Origin of the sequence: Dyella sp. AD56 (assembly GCF_002878475.1) — a bacterium.
Classification (GTDB): domain Bacteria; phylum Pseudomonadota; class Gammaproteobacteria; order Xanthomonadales; family Rhodanobacteraceae; genus Dyella.
On sequence record NZ_NRDP01000034.1, the window covers coordinates 59,195 to 78,884 of the forward strand.

Below are 19,690 nucleotides of genomic sequence, written 5' to 3' on the forward strand. Positions count from 1 at the left end.
CAGGGACTGATCCATCGCCATGACTAAGGCAGAAGACATTTCCTTCGGTTACTTGCTCAACGACGTGACCTTGCTTATCCGCAAGCACTTCGACAGACGCGCCGTGAAATTCGGGTTGACCCGTGCGCAGTGGCGGGCCACCAAGATGCTCTATCACCGCGAAGGCATGCGGCAGACTGAGCTGGCCGAATCACTGGAAATGGAACCGATCGCCGTCGGGCGCGTGATCGACCGACTGCAGGCCGCTGGCTTCGTGGAGCGTCGCCCCGACCCCAAGGACCGGCGCGCATGGCGCCTGTACGTTACTGACCAGGCACGCGGTGTCATCGCGGACATGGAGCTCATTGCGCGGGGCATCCGCAAGGATGCCGCCAAAGGCATTTCAGTACCTGAGCTGGAGCAGGCGCTTGGCGTGCTCAACCGCATGAAGGAAAACCTGCAGGCGCTGGACACCGGTTCGGTGGACGAAGAGGGCGAGGTCTAAAGCCTCGCTCCTCAAAAAAACCACATAGTCCAGGTCTTCTGGCAGGTGCGCGTCATCGGCGCGCCACATTACTTTGCCAGCAATATTGCGTCTGCCTGACGGCAGGCGTTAGCCGGTTGCTGTCGGTCGATCATGCGGTCCACGGACGCGGGATGATGTTTCTCCTGCCCGCGTCGTGCACCGGCGAGGACGTCCGCGCACAGGCAAACCTCATTCATTGGCAGGCGGGGCGGCCGATAAGGGCACTCCAGCGCATCACGCGCGCGGGTGACGAAGGGCGGTCGGAGAGATCATGCAGGGTAAGTCACGCAGGAAAGGGATAGCGCTCGCGGTGATCATCATCGCGGCCGTCGTTGCCGCACAGATGTTCCGTGGTGGTGAGCGCGCACGGGCGAAGACGCCTGCCACGCCGGCCTCCGTACCTGTGAAAGTCGCCTTGGCGCATCGCGGCGACTTGGACCTCACCCTCAAAGTGATCGGTCGTGCCGAGGCGTTCTCCACGGTCAATGTGCAGGCGCGCGTCAGCGGTCAGCTGCAGTCGCTGCTGTTCACGCCGGGCGGCCAGGTCAAGCAGGGCGACACCATCGTCCGCATCGATCCCAGTTTGCTGCAGGCACAGTTGGATCAGGCGCTGGGCAACCTCGCCAAGGATCAGGCTCAACTCGACAACGCCAACACCATCATCAAGCGCTACCAGCCGCTGCTCGGCAAGGGCTATGTCGCGCAGTCGGACTACGACACCTACAAGGCCAACCAGGGCATCTATACGGCCTCGGTCAAGGCGGATCAGGCCGCCGTGGAGCTTGCGCGCACACAACTGAGCTATGCGCAGATCCAGGCGCCGTTCGACAGCATCGCCGGTGCGCCGCTGGTGTATCCGGGCGCGCAGCTCACGGCAAACGACACCTCCATCGTCGTGTTGAACCAGATCCGCCCGATCAACGTCACCTTCTCCATACCGGAGACAGGCCTGGATGGCATCAAGGCCACCATGGCGCGCGGCAAGGTGCCGGTGACGGTGAACATCCCCGGCTCAAAAGGCGCTGCGATGGAGGCGGAGCTCAACTTCATCAATAACGCTGTGGACGCCACCACCAGCACCATCCAGTTGAAGGCGCATTACGCCAACGACGACGTGCGCCTCACGCCGGGCCAGTTCGTGGAAGTGTCGCTGCCCACCACGCGCCTCACCAACGTGGTGACGGTGCCGGTAGTGGCTCTGCAGAACTCGCCACTGGGCAGCTTCGTGTTCATCGCCAACGCGGATGGCAAGGTGGAGCAGCGCATGGTGACGGCTGGCCCGACGACGGGCGCGCAGATCGTGATCGAGAAAGGACTCGCCGGCAACGAGAATGTGGTGACGGACGGCCAACTATTGCTCGTCGACGGCACGCACGTGCACGTCGTCACCGACAACGGTTGAGTCGGCCCTACGCATGAATCTGCCCGCTCTCTGCATTCAACGCCCGGTGATGACCACGCTGCTAATGGTGGCGTTGCTGGTGTTTGGTGTCGCTGCGTATCCCAAGCTGCCGGTCAACGAACTGCCCAACGTCGACTTTCCCACCATCAGCGTGAGCGCGAGTCTTCCTGGCGCCGCGCCGGAAACCATGGCGACCGCCGTGGCGACGCCGTTGGAGAACCAGCTCTCCACCATCGCCGGCATCCAGTCGATGACCTCGACCAGTGCCCTGGGTTCGACGTCGATCACGTTGACGTTTGAGCTCGATCGCAACATCGACGGCGCCGCGCAGGACGTGCAGGCCGCCATCTCGGCTGCACAGCGTCAGCTGCCCACCAACATGCCCACGCCGCCGACGTTCCGCAAAGTGAACCCGGCTGATGCGCCCATCCTCTATCTCACGCTGCGCTCCCGCACACAGCCACTGTCGGTGGTGGATGACTACGCAGAGACGCAGCTCGCGCAGCGTCTATCGATGATCGATGGCGTGGCGCAGGTCAGCGTGTACGGTGCGCAGAAGTACGCCGTGCGCATCAGTGTGGATCCGCAGAAGCTGGCCGCCAGTGGCATCGGCATCGATACGGTGCAGAATGCTGTCTCGGCATCCAACGTGAACCTTGCCACGGGCTCGCTCAACGGCAATCGCCAGTTGCTGCAGATCCGTTCGGACGGCCAGTTGCAGCGCGCGAATCTCTACAACAACGTCATCGTCGCTTATCGCAACGGTGCGCCGGTGCGACTGTCCGATCTCGGCAAGGCCGAAGACAGCGTGCAGAACGACCAGGTGGCGAGCTGGTACAACGGCGAGCGCGCCATTGTGCTGGCCATCCAGCGTCAGCCGGGCTCCAACACGGTGGCCACCATCGACCGTATCCGCGGCGTGCTGCCCACCTTCGAGGCCACCCTGCCGCCATCGATCAAGTTGGCCGTGCTGTACGACCGCTCCGAGTCCATCCGCGAGTCGGTGAACGACGTGCAGTTCACGCTGATGCTGGCGGGCGTCCTGGTGGTGCTGGTGATCTACCTGTTCCTGGGTAATGCGTCGGCCACGCTGATCCCTGCGCTCGCGTTGCCGGTCTCTATCGTGGGCACGTTCGGCGGCATGTTCGCGCTGGGCTACAGCCTGGACAACCTGTCCTTGCTGGCGTTGACCTTGGTCGTTGGCTTCGTGGTGGACGACGCCATCGTGATGTTGGAGAACATCGTGCGCCATGTCGAAGACGGCATGGACCCGTACGAGGCATCGCTCAAGGGCGCCAGCGAGATCGGTTTCACCATCTTCTCCATGACGCTGTCGCTGGTGGCGGTGTTCCTGCCCGTGATGTTCATGGGCGGCATCGTCGGCCGTCTGTTCCACGAGTTCGCAGTGACGCTGAGTGTGGCGATCCTGATCTCGGGCTTTGTCTCGATCACGCTTACACCGATGTTGTGCAGCCGCTTTCTCAAGCACGCCGAGCACGAGAAGAAGGCGCGCATCGTGCTGTGGTTCGATGCCGGTTTCGAACGCGTGCGCCGCGGCTATGTGAGCTCGCTGACCTGGGCGGTGCATCATCCGCGGAGCATTCTGGGGTTGTTCGCAGCAAGTCTGTTGGCGACCGGCCTGCTGTTCGTGGTGGTCGACAAGGACTTCATTCCGGCCGGTGACTCGGGCCAGCTCAACGTCAACGTCGAAGGGCCGGACGACACCTCGGTCAAGGGCATGATGCAACGCCAGCAGCAGTTGGCGAAGATTGTCGCGGACGATCCCAATATCGACAGCTATATGTCCTCGGTGGGCAGTGGTGGTGCGCGCACCACGACCAACAACGGCTCGCTGTCGCTTACCCTGAAGCCTGCAGCGGAGCGTTCGCTCGACGTCAACGGCATCATGCAGGAACTGCGAGCGAAGTTCGCCGCGGTGCCGGGCATTCGGGCGTACATCCAGAACCCGCCATCGATCCAGGTCGGTGGTCGCCAGTCAAAAGCGCAGTACCAGTACACGCTGCAGTCGATCGACACGCAGGCGCTGTACGACTGGTCAGGCAAGGTGATCACCGCCTTTGCGAAGCTGCCCGGCTTCCAGGATGTCACCAGCGATTTGGACCTCAATGGTCCATCCATCGTCGTCAATGTGGATCGCGATAAGCTCGGTACGCTGGGCTTGACCATGGATCAGGTGCAGACGGCGCTGGGCTCTGCCTTCGGTGCCAGCCAGATCTCCACCATCTACGGCTCCGCGTCGCAATACTGGGTGATTCTGCAGGTCTACTACGCGCTGCAGAACGATCCGGACGTGCTGTCTCAGCTCTACGTCACGTCGAGCAGTGGCACGCTGGTGCCGCTCAACGCCGTGGCGAGTTTCGAGCGTAAGCCACAAGCGCTCACGGTGAATCACCAAGGGCAGATTCCGGCGGTGACGGTGTCGTTCAACCTCGCGCCGGGTGTGAGCCTGAGTGAGGCGGTGGGCAGCATCAACGGTGCGATGAAGCAGATGAACCTGCCACCGTCGATCACCGGCAGCGTGCAGGGTACGGCCCAGGCTTTCCAGGATTCGATGCAGGGCATGGGCCTGCTGCTGGTGCTGGCGTTGTTCGTGATCTATCTGGTGCTCGGCATCTTGTACGAGAGCTTCATCCACCCGCTCACGATTCTTTCGGGTCTGCCCTCCGCAGGCGTGGGTGCACTGCTCACGCTGATGATCTTCCGCGCACCGCTGGATCTGTTCTCCTTCGTCGGTATCGTGATGCTGATCGGCATCGTGAAGAAGAACGCGATCATGATGATCGACTTTGCGCTGGAGAAGCAGCGCAGCGAAGGCACGGATCCGGCATTGGCCATTGTCGAGGCCTGCCACGTACGCTTCCGCCCGATCATGATGACCACCATGGCGGCGTTTGCAGGCACCTTGCCGATCGCGCTGGGACTGGGCGCGGGCGCGGAGACGCGTCGCCCGCTGGGGCTCGCCGTGGTCGGCGGTCTGTTGGTATCCCAGGTGCTGACCTTGTACCTGACGCCGGTGATCTATCTGTATCTGGATCGTCTGCATGCGCGGTTGTCGCGCAAGCGGCGATTGGTTGAAGCAGAGGCGGCGCACTGAACGATGCGCGGTCCCATCAAATAAAAAAAGGGCGGCCATGGGCCGCCCTTTTTTATCCTGAAGCCGAAAGATTACTCTTCCGCGCCATCGTTCTTGAACGCCCCCGGCTTCGAGCCGAAGTCGCCGTCCGCTTGCGCGGCCATATACGAGAACGCTGCATAGACGGCCGCGTTCTGTGCCAGTTCCTTCGGGTCGATCTTGTCGAGCGTGTCGTTAGCGGTGTGGTGGTAGTCGAAGTAGTCGGTACCGTCCTGTACCAGTGTCAGCGCGGCCATGCCCTTACCGTGCATCTGCGACAGGTCGGAGCCGCCACCGCCCGGCTTGGTGGCGTCGTAGTCGACGCCAATCGGGGCGAGCACCTTGGCGATCTGCTCGATTGCGCCGCGCGCTTCCGGTTTCACGCTGGCGCTCATCAGCCAGACCTTGCGTGCGCCGAAATCCGACTCCGTGCCGAGCTGGAACTTCGCAACTTCCGCGGCGTGCTTGTCCGCGTAGGCGCGACCGCCCCACAGGCCCATCTCTTCATTGGCAAAGGCTATGACGCGGATCGTGCGATCCGGGCGTTGCGGCATGTCGTGGATCAGCTTGCCGGCGGCCATGGCAATCGCTACGCCCGCGCCATCGTCAATGGCACCCGTGCCCGGATCCCACGAGTCGAGGTGGCCACCGATGGCGACGACCTGCTCAGGGTGCTTCTTGCCGGTGATTTCGCCGATCACGTTAGCGCCGGTGTAGGTGCCGTTGAAACCGCAGTCCAGATCGAGCTTGATGCTCACCGGCTTGCCGTAGCCGAGGATACGGGTGAGCTGGTCGGCATCGGGGTTGGAAAGCGCGGCAGCGGGAATGGCGTCCTTCGGGTTCTCGAAGCCGGTCACGCCCGTATGGGGCGTGCGGCTGTTGGCGTCGGTACCGGCGGAGCGCAGCAGGAAGGCGGCCGCGCCCATCTTGGCGGCGATCACCGGGCCACCCACGCGCACGCCCGAACCGATGGCGTAATCATGGCCGTCCTTGTGGCGCTCCATGTGCGCGTCCACGTAGACGATCTTGCCCTTCACGCTGGCGGGGTCGGCCTTCTTCAGCGCATCCAGGCTGTCAAAGCGCACCACGTCGGCGGTCAGGCCGCCCTTGGGCGTGCCTGCGGAATAGCCAAGTGCAATCAAGTCCAGCGGCTGCGGGAACGGCGCGACGATCTCGGCGTGTTCGCTCCGGCGCTCCCACAGCGGATAGGTGACTTGCTCGGTATAGACCTTGTCGAAGCCCAGTGCCTTGAACTTGGCAATGGCCCACTCACGACCGCGCACATCGGCGGGCCCACCGGCCAGGCGCGGGCCCACTTCCGTGGTTAGCGAGGTGACGATGTCGTATGCCGTGTTGTCGTTCATTGCCTTATCGCGCAGCTGTTCGGCCGTCTTTACGGCTGCTGCGGGAATGGTGGTCTGGATGGCTGCGTTCGCCGTGCCGATGGCAAGCATCAGGCTGGCGGAAAGCAGGGTGAGCGACAGTCGGCGCATGGGGTAGTCCTTGGGCGGAAACGGCGATTATGGCCCGCCCCCATGTGGCTGCTTAGGCCAGAAGTCATGGTGCGGGAAACGCAAAAGCAAATGGTACGAAAAAGGCGCCCGCAGGCGCCTCATTCGCGCATCGTTCCCCGTCGCTTACTTGGGGTTCTGCGACTTCAGCAGGTCGCGGATCTCGGTGAGCAACACCACGTCTGCCGGCGGCGCCGCTGGCGCGGCTTCCTGCTTGCGGGTGAGCTTGTTGATCGCCTTGACCACCAGGAAGATCGCAAACGCGATGATGAGGAACTGGATCAGGGTATTGATGAAGGTGCCGTAGCCAATAGCCACTTCCGCGATTTTGTGCGCTGGATCGGTATTGTCAGCCGCCTTGAGCACCCATTTCATCTGCGTGAAGTCGATGCCGCCGGTAAGCAGGCCGATGGGCGGCATGATGATCTGGTCCACCAGCGAGGTGACGATCTTGCCGAAGGCGCCGCCGATGACGACACCGACCGCAAGGTCGATCACGTTGCCGCGCATGGCGAATTCTTTGAACTCTTTGAGCATGCTCATGCTTTCTCTCCCTGGGCCGGATGGCGTGGAAACTCTAACGCAGCAGACCATGGACGCGACAGGCAGTCGCGTCCATGGATTCAGGCAACCTTGCCTTCCAACGTGGCGACACCGGCGAGCTCCGCGCGGAAGTGGTCGCCGCGTTGCAGCGCCGATACACCTGCGGGCGTACCGGTGAAGATCAGGTCGCCCGCCTTCAGCTCGAACAGGGTCGACAGGATGGTGATGATCTCGTTCACACCATGCACCATGTCGCCCAGGCGGCCGTGCTGGCGCTGCTGACCGTTGATGGCGAGCGTCAGTGAGGTGTCAGCGTCGAGCTTCACCTCACTGGCCGGCCGCAACGCGGAGACCGGTGCCGAATGGTCGAAGCCCTTGGCTACGTCCCACGGGTGGCTCTTGGCCTTGGCGATGGCCTGCAGGTCGCGACGGGTCAGGTCCAGGCCCACGCCGTAGCCCCAGATCCGCTCGGCCGCCTGCTGGGCGGTCAAGTCGCGGCCACCACCACCCAGTGCCACCACCATCTCCACCTCGTGGTGCAGATCCTGCGTAGCTTGCGGGTAGATGACGTCGGCGCCATCAGTCACCACGGCATCGGCGGGCTTGGTGAAGAACAGCGGGGTGTCCTTGTCCACCGTGGCGCCCATTTCGCGGGCGTGCTCGGCGTAGTTGCGGCCGATGCAGAAGATCCGGCGCACCGGGAAGCGTTGGTCGCTGCCGATGATCGGCAGGCTCGGAATGGCAGGGGGTTTGATGGCGTATGACATGGGCTGGAAGGGTACCACCGTAGACCATACGCACCAGTCACTTGTCACGTCAGCTTTTTTCGGCCGCCGCTTGCGAGTACAACCGGCCCGGCTTTCGGCCCGCGGTATCGGTGGCGTGACATCTGTCACCGCGTTTGACTGATGAGGGCCTCTGGAGACGACAGCGCCGCTCCAGCATCGTGTGTTACATCGAGGAACCGGCGGGGACCGGCAGGGAGAGCGTGTGGCTAATGCGGATCTGTTGAAAGAACTGCGCATCGAGAAACACCTGCGCGAAGAGCACGGCCAAGGCCCAGGGCGTTGGCCGTGGATTGCCGGTGGTGTGCTGCTCGCATTGGTGATTGCAGCGCTGGCGGCATGGCTGGTGATGGGGCATCGCGCCATCGAGGTGCAGACCGCGCAGGCGCAATCCCCGGTGGCCAATGCCGCGGCTGGTGCCGTGCTGCAAGCCACGGGCTATGTCACCGCGCGGCGGCAGGCCACGGTATCGGCGCAGATCACCGGCACGCTTACCGACGTGCTGATCGAAGAAGGCGACCACGTGAAGCAAGGCCAGATCGTGGCCCGGCTGGACGACTCGCAGTACAAGGCGGCATTGGATGCGGCCCGCACGGCCGCGGCCGCCGCGCATGCACTGGTGGCGCAGTACCAGGCGCAGTTGGCGCAGAACGAACGCGACGCCGTGCGCAACGAAACACTCGCCAAGCGGGGGCTCGTTCCCGAGCAGGTGGCGGAGCAAGCGCGCACCCTGGTCGACAGTACCCGCGCGCAACTCGTGTCGCAGCAACGCAGTGCGGACTCCGCCGATGCGCAGGTGGTGGAAGCGCGCGTCAATTTCGACTACTGCGTGATCCGCGCACCGTTCGACGGCGTCATCACCACCAAGGATGCACAGGTCGGCGAAATCGTGTCGCCGTTCTCCGCCGGTGGCGGCTTCACCCGCACCGGCGTCGGCACCGTGGTCGACATGGATTCGCTGGAAGTGGACGTGGACGTCAACGAGGCGTACATCGGCCGCGTGAAGCCGAACATGCCCGCCGAAGCTGTGCTGGACGCGTATCCCGACTGGAAGATTCCCGCCCACGTGATTGCCATCGTCCCGGCCGCTGACCGTGGCAAGGCCACCGTGAAAGTGCGCGTGGCGATGGAAAAGAAAGACTCGCGCATCGTGCCCGACATGGGCGTGCGCGTGTCCTTCCTGGAACAGAAACAGGACGAGCCGCAGGCGCAAGGGCCGCAGGGCGCGCTGGTGCCGGCGGCGGCCATTGCCCAGCGTGACGGCCGTGGCGTGGTGTTCATCGTGCGGGGCGACACCGTGCAGCAGCACGACGTGCCATCGACAGCATCGAAAGTCGGCGACCAGAGCTTGCTGCCGACGGGTGTGGACGTGGGTGACACCGTGGTGGTGTCGCCACCGGCGGAACTGAAGGACGGCGACCGGATCAAGAGCGCAGCCAAGCCTGCGCAGTAACCGGTTGGCAGTGCGTGATCGGGAGCATCGCCACCGGCGATGCCTGGCAATTCGCATCGGGAGTTAGAGCCATGGGCACGTTGATCGAAACCCGCGACCTTTCCAAAGTGTACGAGCGCGGCAGGCAGAAAGTCGAAGTACTGCACCACATCAACCTGGACATCGCCGAGGGCGATTTCCTCGCGCTGATGGGGCCCTCAGGCTCGGGCAAGACCACCTTGCTCAACCTGATCGGCGGCCTCGACACGCCGACCGGTGGCAGCATCACCGTCGCCGGGCAGCGTCTGGACCAGCTTTCGGGCGGTCAGCTTGCCAAGTGGCGCGCTGCGCACGTGGGCTTTGTGTTCCAGTTCTACAACCTGATGCCGATGCTGTCGGCGCAGCGCAATGTGGAACTGCCGCTGCTGCTCACTAAGCTTTCCGCCGCGCAGCGGCGCAAGAACGCATCCATCGCGCTGCAATTGGTGGGCCTGGGTGAGCGCGCTTCACACAAGCCGAGCGAGCTTTCCGGCGGTCAGCAGCAGCGTGTAGCAATTGCGCGTGCGATCGTGTCCGACCCCACCTTGTTGGTGTGCGACGAGCCGACCGGCGACTTGGATCGTCAGTCCGCCGAGGAAGTGCTCGGTCTGCTGCGCGTGCTCAACCGCGAACACGGCAAGACCATCGTGATGGTCACGCACGATCCCAAGGCAGCCGAATACGCCAACCATACCCTGCATCTGGACAAGGGCACGCTGGTCGAACAGGCATTGGCGTGAGGATGCGACGATGAAATATCTCCATCTCATCTGGGCAGCGCTATTCCGGCGCAAGGCCCGCACGATACTTACGCTGGTATCGATCATCGCCGCGTTCCTGTTGTTCGGCATGCTCGATGCGGTGCGTACCTCATTCAACCAAGCGGGACAGAGTGCCAACGGTGCGCAACGCCTGCAGACCGGCTCCAAACTGTCCTTCATCCAGACCTTGCCGCAGTCGCTGGAAGCGCAGATCGCGCAGGTGCCTGGGGTAAAGATGGTCACCTACGCCAACTGGTTCGGCGGTGCGTATCAGGATCCGCACAACCAGGTCTTCAGCTTCGCGGTCGAACCCAACTACATCGACCTCTATCCCGAGATCGACGTGAGTCCGGCCGAGCGCAAGGCGTTCGACGATACGCGCACGGGCGTGCTGGTTGGCGAGGTGCTGGCGAAGCGGTTCAACTGGAAAGTGGGTGACAAGATACCGCTGCAGTCGACCATCTTCCCCAACCGCCAGGGCAGCAAGAACTGGACGTTCGACATCGTGGGCATCCTGCACTCCAAGGACAAGAAAGCCGGCGGCTTCTATGACCAGATGCTGCTCTTGCATTGGAAATACTTCGACGAAACCACCCCGTTTAACCGCGGGACGGTGGGCTGGTACGTAACGCGTGTGGCGGATGTAAATCAGGCCGATCGCGTCGCCAAGGCGATCGATGCGATCTCCGCCAACTCTGACCATGAAACACGCACGCAGACCGAGCAGGCAGCCACGGCCAGTTGGATGAAGCAGCTCGCAGATATCGGCCTTATCGTGGGGTCGATCATGGGTGCCGTGTTCTTCACCCTGCTGCTGCTGTCCGGCAACACCATGATGCAAGCCGTGCGTGAGCGCACCAGCGAGCTGGCCGTCCTCAAGACGATTGGTTTCTCCAATCACGCGGTGCTCGGCATCGTGCTGGCCGAGTCGGTGTTGCTGTTGTTGATCGGTGGCGTGATCGGACTGGCACTGGCGTCGCTGATCATTCCAGGGATAAGCGCGAACAGTGGCGGCATGCTCAATCTTCCCGTCGTGGGCGCGAGTAGTTGGATTCTTGGCGTGGTGCTGATGATCGCCATCGGCCTGCTGGTGGGCGCATTGCCGGCCATACGGGCGATGCGGCTGAACATCGTCGACGCGCTCGCGGGCCGCTAAGGAGAGTGACATGACCAATTTCCTGATCAATCTCGGCCTGTTCATCCTTGTCGTGGCGGCCATTGCCTTCTGGATCGCGCTGCCTTGGCAGGGAGCCATCGTGCTGGTGGTGCTGTTTGCCCTATGGATGGCCTTCACGCGCTCTGGCCGTCGTGCCGCCTCGGTAGCCAGCGTAGGCATCAGCACGCTGGGCCAGAGACTGGGTTCGTCGGCGGTCATCGTGGTCGGTATTGCCGGTGTGGTGGGCGTGCTGGTCGCACTGCTCGCCATGGGCGAGGGTTACGGTGAAACGCTGCGCAACACGGGCAGTGCCGACACGGCCATCGTGATGCGCGGCTCGTCTGCCGCCGAAGTGATGTCGGTGCTCGACCACGACAGTGTGACGCTGATTCCCCAGGCCGTAGGCATCGCAAAGGATGCGAAGGGTCAGCCCATCGCTTCACCCGAGATCGTCGTGGCGGCAAACCTTCCGCTCAAGGGCAGCACCGCGGACGACGAAGGCAGCGTGCAATTGCGTGGCGTCGGCGAGCAGGCGTGGGCCGTACGTCCCAACGTAAAGATTGTCGAAGGGCGCAACTTCCAGCCGGGCATGCGTGAGCTAGTCGTGGGTAAGGGCGCCGCCAAGCAGTTCGATGGGCTCTCACCGGGCCGCACCGTCAAGCTGGGCAATCAGCAATGGACGGTGGTCGGCGTGTTCTCCTCGGGTGATGCGATGGACTCGGAAGTGTGGGGCGATGCCAGCGTGGTGGCCGACACCTATCGTCGCGGCAGCAGCCGTGCCTCGGTGACGGTACGGCTGACCGATCCCAAGGCTTACGTCGCCTTCAAGAAAGAGCTGGAAGACAACCCGCAGTTGAAGGTCGATGTCAGCACCACCCTCGATTACTTCAGCAAGCAGTCCGAAGGCATGACCAAGGTGATCCGCATCATGGGCATCGCGGTGGGCTTGATCATGGCGATCGGTGCCATGTTTGGCGCGCTCAACACCATGTTCGCCGCCGTGGCTTCACGTGCAAGGGAAATCGCCACGTTGCGCGCCATCGGCTTCCGCGGTTTTCCGGTGGTGGTGGCAATCATGCTGGAGACCATGTTGCTCGCGCTGATCGGTGGCGTGCTGGGTGGTTTGCTCGCCTGGTTGATCTTCAACGGCTACAGCGCCTCAACGCTGGCAGCCGGTACGGTGGGCAAGTTGAGTTTCGAGCTGCGTGTGTCACCGGAGCTGTTGTGGACCGGCCTGAAGTGGGCGTTGGCCATTGGCTTTATCGGTGGCCTGTATCCGGCCATGCGTGCGGCACGGCTGCCGGTGACGACGGCTTTGCGCGAGCTTTGATCAACACATAGGGAAACACGAAGGGCGCAGCGGATGCTGCGCCCTTTTTATTCGCTACGGCACCACTGGCGGCACATAGGCCAGGGTCAGGCCCAGTACCCACAACAAGCCCAGCACCAGTGGTACATGCACCAGTAGCTGCATAAACGTAAAGCCGACGACATCGCGCGCCTTCAGTCCGAGTACGCCGAGCAGCGGCAGCATCCAGAACGGATTGATCAGGTTGGGTAGGGCCTCGGCCGCGTTGTACACCTGCACCGCCCAACCCAGGTGTACGTGCAGGTCGTTGGCGGCCTGCATGACGTAGGGCGCTTCCACCAGCCACTTGCCGCCGCCCGACGGCACGAAGAAACCGAGCACGGACGAATAGACGCCCATCACCAACGGGAAGGTATCGGTGGTGGCGATATGCACGAATAGTCCGGAAAGACGATGCGACAAGGTCACGTCACCGACGCCGGGTGCGTGCGTGAGCAAGGCAGCGATGCCGCCGTACAGCGGAAACTGGATCAGCACGCCCGCTGTGCTTGGCACGGCGCGCGCGACGGCGTTGAGGAAACTGCGCGGACGCCAATGCAGCAGCAACCCCACCGTAAGGAACAGAAAATTGTAGGTGTTGAGGTTGGCGATGGCGGTGACCGCCGGTTTGGTGACGAACTCATGGCCGAGCCAACCCAGCCCGAGCAGGCCGATCAGCACCGAAAGCAGCGGGCTGTACTCAAGCCACTCGCCGGGGCGCTGGCGCGGCGGCAGGGCAGGTGTTGCTGTCTCGCTGACACCGAAGTCGTTCGCCGTTCGTGCGTTGTGATCGGATGGTGCGGTCAACCAGCAGACCAGCAGCGACACAGTGATGAGCACGGCCGTCAACACGATCGATTGCCACAGGAAAATCGTCTCGCTGAAAGGCAGTACGCCCGTGATGTTGATCAGGCCTGGTGGCATGCTCTTGGGATTGGCCTGCAACTGCGCCGCGGACGACGACAATCCCATCGCCCACACCGCGCCCAGACCGAGGTACGCCGCCGCGCCGGCTGCGCGATAGTCCATGCGCAGATCCTCGCGACGCGCCAGTGCACGCACCAGCAACCCGCCGAACACCAGCGAGAAACCCCATGACAGCAACGAGGCGAGCATGCTCACCAAGCCCACGTAGCAGATTGCGCCACGCCCTGTTTTTGGGGCGCGTGCCAGCCATTCGATGAAGCGCGCCACCACGGGCGCCGTGGCGACCACGTAACCACCGATGACCACGAAGGTCATCTGCATAGTGAAAGGGATCAAGCTCCAGAAGCCATCGCCGAACGCGTTGACGGCGACGGTGGGCGTAGCACCGAAGGCTAACGCGGCGATGGCGACGATGATCACGCCCAGCGCAGCAAATACCCATGCGTCGGGAAACCACTTTTCCGACCAGGCTGCGCTACGCAGCGCGGCGCGGGCCATCAGACCTTCGTTAGTCGCGTTCATCGGCGTGTCCCCGTCCGCATCGGGGTATGGTGACCGCCCCGCCAAAGGCGAGGCAAGCCTACCAAGGTCGAGGCGCCTCAGCGGCGCTGGCGAGCCAGCGTGATGGCACCCACGCCGAGCAGGATGATGGCCATGCCGATCAGGTCATACGGCCCCACGCTCTCGCCGGCCAGTAACACACCGAACAACACCGCCACTGGCGGGTTCACGTAGGCGTAGCTGGTCGCCAACGCCGGGCGCGCGTGTTTGAGCACGTACAGGAAGGCGCTGAAGGCGATGATGGAACCGAATACTGCCAGGTAGACCAGCGCAGCCGTAGCGCGAACGGTGGGGTGCGCGGGCAAGCGCTCGCCGCTGGCGAACGCCACGATCAAAATGGCCACGCTGGCGCACAGCATCTGCGCCGCCGTATTCATCGGGCCGGTGGGCATGTCCTGCCTCCGGCTCCAGGTGGCGCCGAAGGCCCAACTCATGGCGGCGACCAGCAGGGCGATGGCACCGATGCGCGAACCGGACAGGCTGCTACCCAGGTTCAGCACGATCACGCCGATGAAACCGATCACCAGGCCTACGCTTTCGCGTCGCGTCGGCCACTCACCGTACAGACCGGAGAACATGGCCGCGAACAACGGCATGCTCGCTACGGCCACCGCAGCAATACCTGAGCTCACGCGCTGTTCCGCGAAGCAGACCAGTCCGTTGCCGAAGCCCAGCAGCAAGATGCCGGTGATGGCCGCATTGCGCCATTGGCGTGGCGTCGGCATGGCTACGCCGCGCAGGCGCAGGAAAGCGAACAACGCCACACCGGCACCAAGGAAGCGGATGCCTGCCAGCAAGAACGGCGGATAGCTCTCCAGGGCGTAGCGAATGCCGAGGTAGGTCGAGCCCCAGATGATGTACAGCGCAAACAGGCCCAGCGGTACGAGCACGCGGGCGTCAGCAATGGGCGAAGGCGCCGTGGGGGCGGCGGTAGTAGTCGTCGTGTCGGTCATGGCCAGGGTGCGCGGGGAGCATCGCGGGGCGGATGCCGCCTAGAGTTTACAGGCAGCGCAACATTAATCCGGGCGAGGCGATGGCAGAAGCGAGGCTTCCGCAAGGTAGTCTTGAACGGCGCTCAAGTCAGGCGGCCGAGCGCTTCCTTAGGGGTTCCTCGTGATGCTGCTCGTTGGCGAGCAATTCGCGCTTGCGCTCTACGCCCCAACGCCATCCGCCCAGCGAACCGTCCTCGCGGACAATGCGATGGCACGGCACGATCAACGCCAGTCGATTGTTACCGCAGGCGTTGCCGATGGCGCGGGCGGCTTTGGGCATGCCCAGTTCGGCGGCCAGTTCGCCGTAACTCTTGGTGGTGCCGGAAGGAATGCGCGTCAACGCGTTCCATACCCGCCACTGAAAGGCAGTGGCGGCCACATCGAGTGGCGGCAGTTCCGGTGCGGCGCCATCGCTCCAGCCCAGATCGCTGGCAATGCGCGCGATCACTGCATCGAGCCACTCTTCGCGACCGGCGTCCACGCGCTCGCGCGTGGCCTTTGGAAATTCATTGGCCAGCCGTTGCTCGAGTTCCGCATCGGTATCGCCCAGTGTGACCGAGCAGATACCGCGCGAGGTCGTGGCGACCAGTAGCCGCCCCAGCGGGGTGCTGGTGGTGGTGTAGCGGATGTCCGCACCCGCACCTCCCGCGCGATAGCTGGCGGGCGTCATGCCAAGCAGGCGGTCGCTGTGTTCGTAGACACGGCTGCCCGAACCGAAGCCGGCGTCATACACCGCATCCGATACGGCGGCGCCTTTGCGCAACGCGTTCTTGAGCTGGCCGAAACGGCGCGCGCGGTGATACTCCGCCGGACTCATGCCGTAGCGGCGGCGGAAGGCGCGTTGCAGATGGCTGGGGCTGAGGCTGGCGGCCTCGGCCAAGGCCTGCAGAGTGGGGGCCTCGTCCGCGCGCTCCAGCAGCTGGCGGACGTGTTCGAGCGTCGTTTCGTTGGCGCGGGCATTCATGATCGACATCCAGGAGAACCGATGGATCCAGCCTAGTGCCTCGGTCCGGCACCAGCTATCCGGATCTTGCGCAGGCATCCCTGCGCCGAAATTCTCACCTGTTGAGAGCGAAGCCTGTGCGCGACCGCAGCCTCGCAGTCAGCCTCGATTGCCGGTATCAGCCAGGAGCAGGCGAAGCTTTCAGCGCGCCGCGTGGCGCGTCTGCTGCAGCACCACGAATTCGCCCTCGATCACCTCGGGCTGGTGCGCACGGCCGCCTACGGGCGACACGGCGCCGCGCTTGCGAGACCATTGGCGCAGGGCGAACACCACAGCGCCTCCCACCAGCAGCACGCCGGCCACCACGAGACCAAACACCATCAAAACACCGACAACGGCCAGCCCCAAGAGAAGCGAGAGGGCGCGGACCAACGGGTGGCGGGAACGACGCGGCATGGGCAGTGAAAAGCGCATGTGTTAAAAATCCGTGTGGTAAAATCAACGACTTACGTGCGTAACGATGGGGCCTTACGGCCAAAGAGGCAAGTGCCTATGGACACAACAACACCCGACCAGGCGCTTTGCCGACTGGACGATATCCCCGAGAACGGCGCGATTGCCGTTGACGCCGTGCTGCGCGATGGCGAGGAAAGCGTGATCGTGCTGCGCCGCGATGACGCGGTGCACGCCTACCTCAACATCTGCCCCCACGCGGGTCGGCGGCTGGATTGGGCGCCCGGCAAGTTTCTGCTGAAAGACAACCTGCTGATCTGCGCCGCGCATGGCGCGTCCTTTCAGGACGTGGATGGCCTGTGCATCGGCGGCCCTTGCCGCGGTGAACACCTACGCGCAGTGCCGACCCGCGTGGTGGATGGTGAGGTTTGGTTGGACGGCTGAGGCTGGCTCCCCCATGTCCCAGAGGCGCCCCTGGCTTGCCGCCCGTTTGGAAGGGGCGGCCATTCCGTCAAGGGGTGTGATCGATGTTGTAGCTTGCACTCGCCGCGCTGCTGATCATGCTGGTCACAGGTAAGAGCTGAGACAGGAGACGGTTCCAGCGAGTCACGCTCGAAGGCCCGACGAAGACTACGTCTCCGGGCTTGACCTTGAACTGGTCGGCCAGAATGAATGCATCGGGCGATCGCGCGTCCAGTTGATAGACGATGCCCTTGGTCTTTTCCAGGTCCGCGACACCGCGGATGACGTAGACCGCCTTGCCCTTCGACGTCATCGGGTTGAGGCCGCCTGCACGGCCCAGCGCCTGCGTAAGCGTGAGATCCGTCGTCTTGAAGGTCAGCGCCGTGGGTCGGTTGACGTCACCGAGGACATACGCCTCATGGCGATCGTTGTACGGCATGAAGAGGCGATCGCCCGGCTTCAGGTAGATGTCCTGCATCACGCGCTGACTGTTGTTCAGCGCATCCAGGTTGATGGCGTAGTCATGACCGTCGCGTGATAAGACCAAACCCGAGATGTCGGCCTGCTCGGTGTTGATCGTTGCCACCCCAAGTGCCTGCGAAAGCGTGGTGGGCGTGGCCGTGATCGACTGCGGCTCGGTCTTGATGAAGGCACCCATCACGGTGATGTGTTGACTTCCGTATCTATACGTCCGATAGCGAATAACGGCTATTACCTGTTGATGACGGCAAGTGGGGACATTCAGCAAGCCGCTGGATTACGCGCGATTCTCAATCTTCTGGTGCCTCTTAACACCCTCCTGGTGGGTGCATCCGCAGCGCTCTTGCCGCTACTCGCGGAGGTACAGCGAAGTAGCGGTCGTGCCGAGCTGGCGGCAGTCACCCATCGAATGGTGGCCTTCGTGTTGGTCGGCGCGGTGATCTTCGCCGCCATTATTGTGGGTTTCAGTGGACGCCTACTCGGCATGGTTTACGGCAGCCAGTTCGTTCAATTCGCTCCAGCGCTTCAGGCGGCTTCGTTGTTGCCGGCGCTATGGGGCGTTGTGGTGGTCTATCGGACGTCTATCCGTGCCATGGGGGAGGCCTTCGATCTGTTCAAGGTGTACTTCTACGCCTTGGTTCCGGTAGGCATCACGCTGATGGTAGTCATGAGCAGAGGCGGCGCATCACGCGCAGTGATTGGCGTTGTCATCACTCAGCTCTTGATCGCGAGTGGTTTCATTTACCGATTCATTGCCATAACAAGGGGCGGCGTGAGATTCAGCTTCGTCAAGGCTAACACCAGCAAGATGTTGCTCCTTCCGGTATATGTGTTTGTGGGCTTGCTGGCGCGTCTCTGGCCACGCAGTCGCAAGCTCTGGGTATTCGGTCGGAAGTCGGGTTTCGGCGAAGGGCCGTTGCGCGTGCTCCTCGAGGTGCGCGCCAGGCACCCTGACTTTCGTGTGGTATGGGTGGCGCAAAACGATAAGGATTTGGCTGCAGCTAGGCATGCTGGAGTTGAATGCGTGTTGCGATCATCCCTGGCGGGATTTCTAGCGACGCTTCGCGCAGGCGTCATCGTTATCACGCATGGCCTTGGCGATATTAGTCGACCGGCTGCACCCGGTGCCAAGATCATTCAGCTCTGGCACGGTACGCCGCTTAAGCTCATTAGCCTTGACTCGCCATCGACTTACAGCTTTGGGCGAAGCCTTGTCGCTCGAGCTATGGGGCGTTTGATGCTGGTTCCTTATCGCGCAGCTTTTCGTGCGCCGCACGCTTATGTAGCGGCATCGGAGCTCTCGGCGCAGCGATTCGTGACGGCCTTTGGATTGCCTCGAAAGAGGATCCTTGTGACAGGCGATCCGCGATGCGACTGCTTATTTGCGTCGGATCCTGAATTGAGCCGGAAGCTGGCTCGGCGTACCTTGGCGAAGCTGTGGGGAGTCGAAACTCTCCCAGAGACAATTCTCATGTATGCGCCCACATGGCGTGACGGCGAAGTCGACCCAGGGGTGCCTGGGCCGGCGGAGATCGGGTGCCTTGCCAAGATGTGCGACGAAACAGGCGCGTGCCTGATTATCCGCTCCCATCCTTGGGGATTTGGAGCGGATGCTTTGCATCTACAACAAGAGATTCCGGCGTCCATCCGTTTTCTTCCATCGAGCCTAGTGAGTGATGTCACCCCCTTGTTGCACGCAGTCGATGGCCTGATCACGGACTACTCGGCAATCGCTATCGACTATTCCCTCCTGGAAAGGCCCATTTACTTTTTCGCGCCAGATCTTGCCACCTACGTCGCCACACGAGGACTTTATGAACCTTATGAGGTCTTCACGAATGAAGACTGGTGTTCACACTGGTACGAGGTTATCTCACAGATCTTGCACGATATGAGCGGCGCTGGAACTTACGCCAAACGATGCGATAGAACCCGCGCGATCAAGCGTAGGCATCACGCTTTCCACGATGGTCGTGCAGCTAGCCGTTTGAATCGCCCCGGTTTTCGCGGAGGCTATTTGGTTTAAGTGATCATGCGGCCTGCACCAAGTCGGAAGCCAGCTGACGGTAGTAGTTAGCTTCGGCCTCGGCGGGTGGAATATACCCGATGGGTTCGAGTAAGCGTTGGTGGTTGAACCATGACACCCATTCGAGCGTGGCCAGTTCCACCGCTTCTCTGGTTTTCCATGGTGCTCGGCGGTGAATCAGCTCGGCCTTGTAGAGCCCGTTGATGGTCTCGGCCAACGCGTTGTCATAGC

The 19,690-nt window shown here is 62.8% G+C and carries 18 protein-coding genes; 9 read left to right on the forward strand and 9 right to left on the reverse strand.

Features of this window, described 5'->3' with window-relative positions; genetic code table 11:
• Positions 1-19 precede the first annotated feature (19 nt).
• The 3 genes from DyAD56_RS21330 to DyAD56_RS21340 all read left to right on the forward strand — a co-directional run bounded on the left by DyAD56_RS21330 (position 20) and on the right by DyAD56_RS21340 (position 5,022).
• A complete protein-coding gene (locus DyAD56_RS21330) occupies positions 20-484 on the forward strand; it encodes a MarR family transcriptional regulator (protein ID WP_102304849.1) in 465 nt (154 codons plus the stop codon).
• Between the two features lie 292 nt (positions 485-776).
• The gene (locus DyAD56_RS21335) at positions 777-1,907 is read left to right on the forward strand and encodes an efflux RND transporter periplasmic adaptor subunit (protein ID WP_102304850.1); all 1,131 of its coding nucleotides are present in this window, start codon (positions 777-779) and stop codon (positions 1,905-1,907) included.
• A gap of 13 nt (positions 1,908-1,920) precedes the next feature.
• A complete protein-coding gene (locus tag DyAD56_RS21340; RefSeq protein ID WP_102304851.1) occupies positions 1,921-5,022 on the forward strand; it encodes an efflux RND transporter permease subunit in 3,102 nt (1,033 codons plus the stop codon).
• A gap of 71 nt (positions 5,023-5,093) precedes the next feature.
• Here DyAD56_RS21340 and DyAD56_RS21345 read toward each other — a convergent pair whose 3' ends face one another.
• From DyAD56_RS21345 to DyAD56_RS21355, 3 genes are all read right to left on the reverse strand, one after another.
• On the reverse strand, positions 5,094-6,533 hold the full coding sequence (locus DyAD56_RS21345; protein WP_102304852.1) for a M20/M25/M40 family metallo-hydrolase: 1,440 nt from the start codon (positions 6,531-6,533) through the stop codon (positions 5,094-5,096).
• A gap of 144 nt (positions 6,534-6,677) precedes the next feature.
• On the reverse strand, positions 6,678-7,094 hold the full coding sequence (gene mscL / locus DyAD56_RS21350) for a large-conductance mechanosensitive channel protein MscL (protein ID WP_102304853.1): 417 nt from the start codon (positions 7,092-7,094) through the stop codon (positions 6,678-6,680).
• Between the two features lie 80 nt (positions 7,095-7,174).
• Positions 7,175-7,861 carry a fumarylacetoacetate hydrolase family protein gene (locus DyAD56_RS21355; RefSeq protein ID WP_102304854.1) on the reverse strand — a complete coding sequence of 229 codons (687 nt, stop codon included), beginning with the start codon at positions 7,859-7,861 and terminating at the stop codon, positions 7,175-7,177.
• Positions 7,862-8,084: 223 nt separating this feature from the next.
• Here DyAD56_RS21355 and DyAD56_RS21360 point away from each other — a divergent pair, with 223 nt between their 5' ends.
• The 4 genes from DyAD56_RS21360 to DyAD56_RS21375 all read left to right on the forward strand — a co-directional run bounded on the left by DyAD56_RS21360 (position 8,085) and on the right by DyAD56_RS21375 (position 12,597).
• The gene (locus DyAD56_RS21360) at positions 8,085-9,332 is read left to right on the forward strand and encodes an efflux RND transporter periplasmic adaptor subunit (protein ID WP_102304855.1); all 1,248 of its coding nucleotides are present in this window, start codon (positions 8,085-8,087) and stop codon (positions 9,330-9,332) included.
• Between the two features lie 71 nt (positions 9,333-9,403).
• Positions 9,404-10,090: an ABC transporter ATP-binding protein gene (locus DyAD56_RS21365; RefSeq protein WP_102304856.1), complete on the forward strand. Its 687-nt coding sequence runs from the start codon at positions 9,404-9,406 to the stop codon at positions 10,088-10,090.
• A gap of 10 nt (positions 10,091-10,100) precedes the next feature.
• Positions 10,101-11,267 carry an FtsX-like permease family protein gene (locus tag DyAD56_RS21370; RefSeq protein WP_102304857.1) on the forward strand — a complete coding sequence of 389 codons (1,167 nt, stop codon included), beginning with the start codon at positions 10,101-10,103 and terminating at the stop codon, positions 11,265-11,267.
• A gap of 10 nt (positions 11,268-11,277) precedes the next feature.
• Positions 11,278-12,597 carry an ABC transporter permease gene (locus tag DyAD56_RS21375; protein WP_102304858.1) on the forward strand — a complete coding sequence of 440 codons (1,320 nt, stop codon included), beginning with the start codon at positions 11,278-11,280 and terminating at the stop codon, positions 12,595-12,597.
• A 54-nt stretch (positions 12,598-12,651) separates the two neighbouring features.
• Here the strand turns inward: DyAD56_RS21375 and DyAD56_RS21380 are convergent, their stop codons facing one another.
• The 4 genes from DyAD56_RS21380 to DyAD56_RS21395 form a co-directional block, all read right to left on the reverse strand.
• Complete coding sequence (locus tag DyAD56_RS21380; RefSeq protein WP_102304859.1) at positions 12,652-14,040, reverse strand: TIGR00366 family protein; 1,389 nt, start codon at positions 14,038-14,040, stop codon at positions 12,652-12,654.
• Positions 14,041-14,141: 101 nt separating this feature from the next.
• Entirely contained in the window at positions 14,142-15,056 is a 915-nt protein-coding gene (gene yedA / locus DyAD56_RS21385; protein ID WP_102304860.1) for a drug/metabolite exporter YedA, read from the reverse strand.
• Between the two features lie 127 nt (positions 15,057-15,183).
• Positions 15,184-16,059, reverse strand: coding sequence for a methylated-DNA--[protein]-cysteine S-methyltransferase (locus DyAD56_RS21390; protein ID WP_233202796.1), 876 nt, complete (start codon positions 16,057-16,059; stop codon positions 15,184-15,186).
• A 180-nt stretch (positions 16,060-16,239) separates the two neighbouring features.
• A complete protein-coding gene (locus DyAD56_RS21395) occupies positions 16,240-16,512 on the reverse strand; it encodes a hypothetical protein (protein WP_102304862.1) in 273 nt (90 codons plus the stop codon).
• Between the two features lie 78 nt (positions 16,513-16,590).
• Between DyAD56_RS21395 and DyAD56_RS21400 the strand changes: the two genes are divergently transcribed.
• A complete protein-coding gene (locus DyAD56_RS21400) occupies positions 16,591-16,935 on the forward strand; it encodes a Rieske (2Fe-2S) protein (RefSeq protein WP_102304863.1) in 345 nt (114 codons plus the stop codon).
• A 67-nt stretch (positions 16,936-17,002) separates the two neighbouring features.
• Here the strand turns inward: DyAD56_RS21400 and DyAD56_RS21405 are convergent, their stop codons facing one another.
• Complete coding sequence (locus DyAD56_RS21405) at positions 17,003-17,611, reverse strand: hypothetical protein (protein WP_102304864.1); 609 nt, start codon at positions 17,609-17,611, stop codon at positions 17,003-17,005.
• A gap of 12 nt (positions 17,612-17,623) precedes the next feature.
• On the opposite strand from DyAD56_RS21405, the gene DyAD56_RS21410 reads away from it, so the two are divergent.
• Entirely contained in the window at positions 17,624-19,459 is a 1,836-nt protein-coding gene (locus DyAD56_RS21410; RefSeq protein ID WP_146010590.1) for a CDP-glycerol glycerophosphotransferase family protein, read from the forward strand.
• Positions 19,460-19,463: 4 nt separating this feature from the next.
• On the opposite strand, the gene DyAD56_RS21415 is transcribed toward DyAD56_RS21410, so the two are convergent.
• Positions 19,464-19,690: integrase core domain-containing protein (locus DyAD56_RS21415; RefSeq protein WP_146010446.1), on the reverse strand; the 227-nt coding region annotated here is incomplete at its 5' end.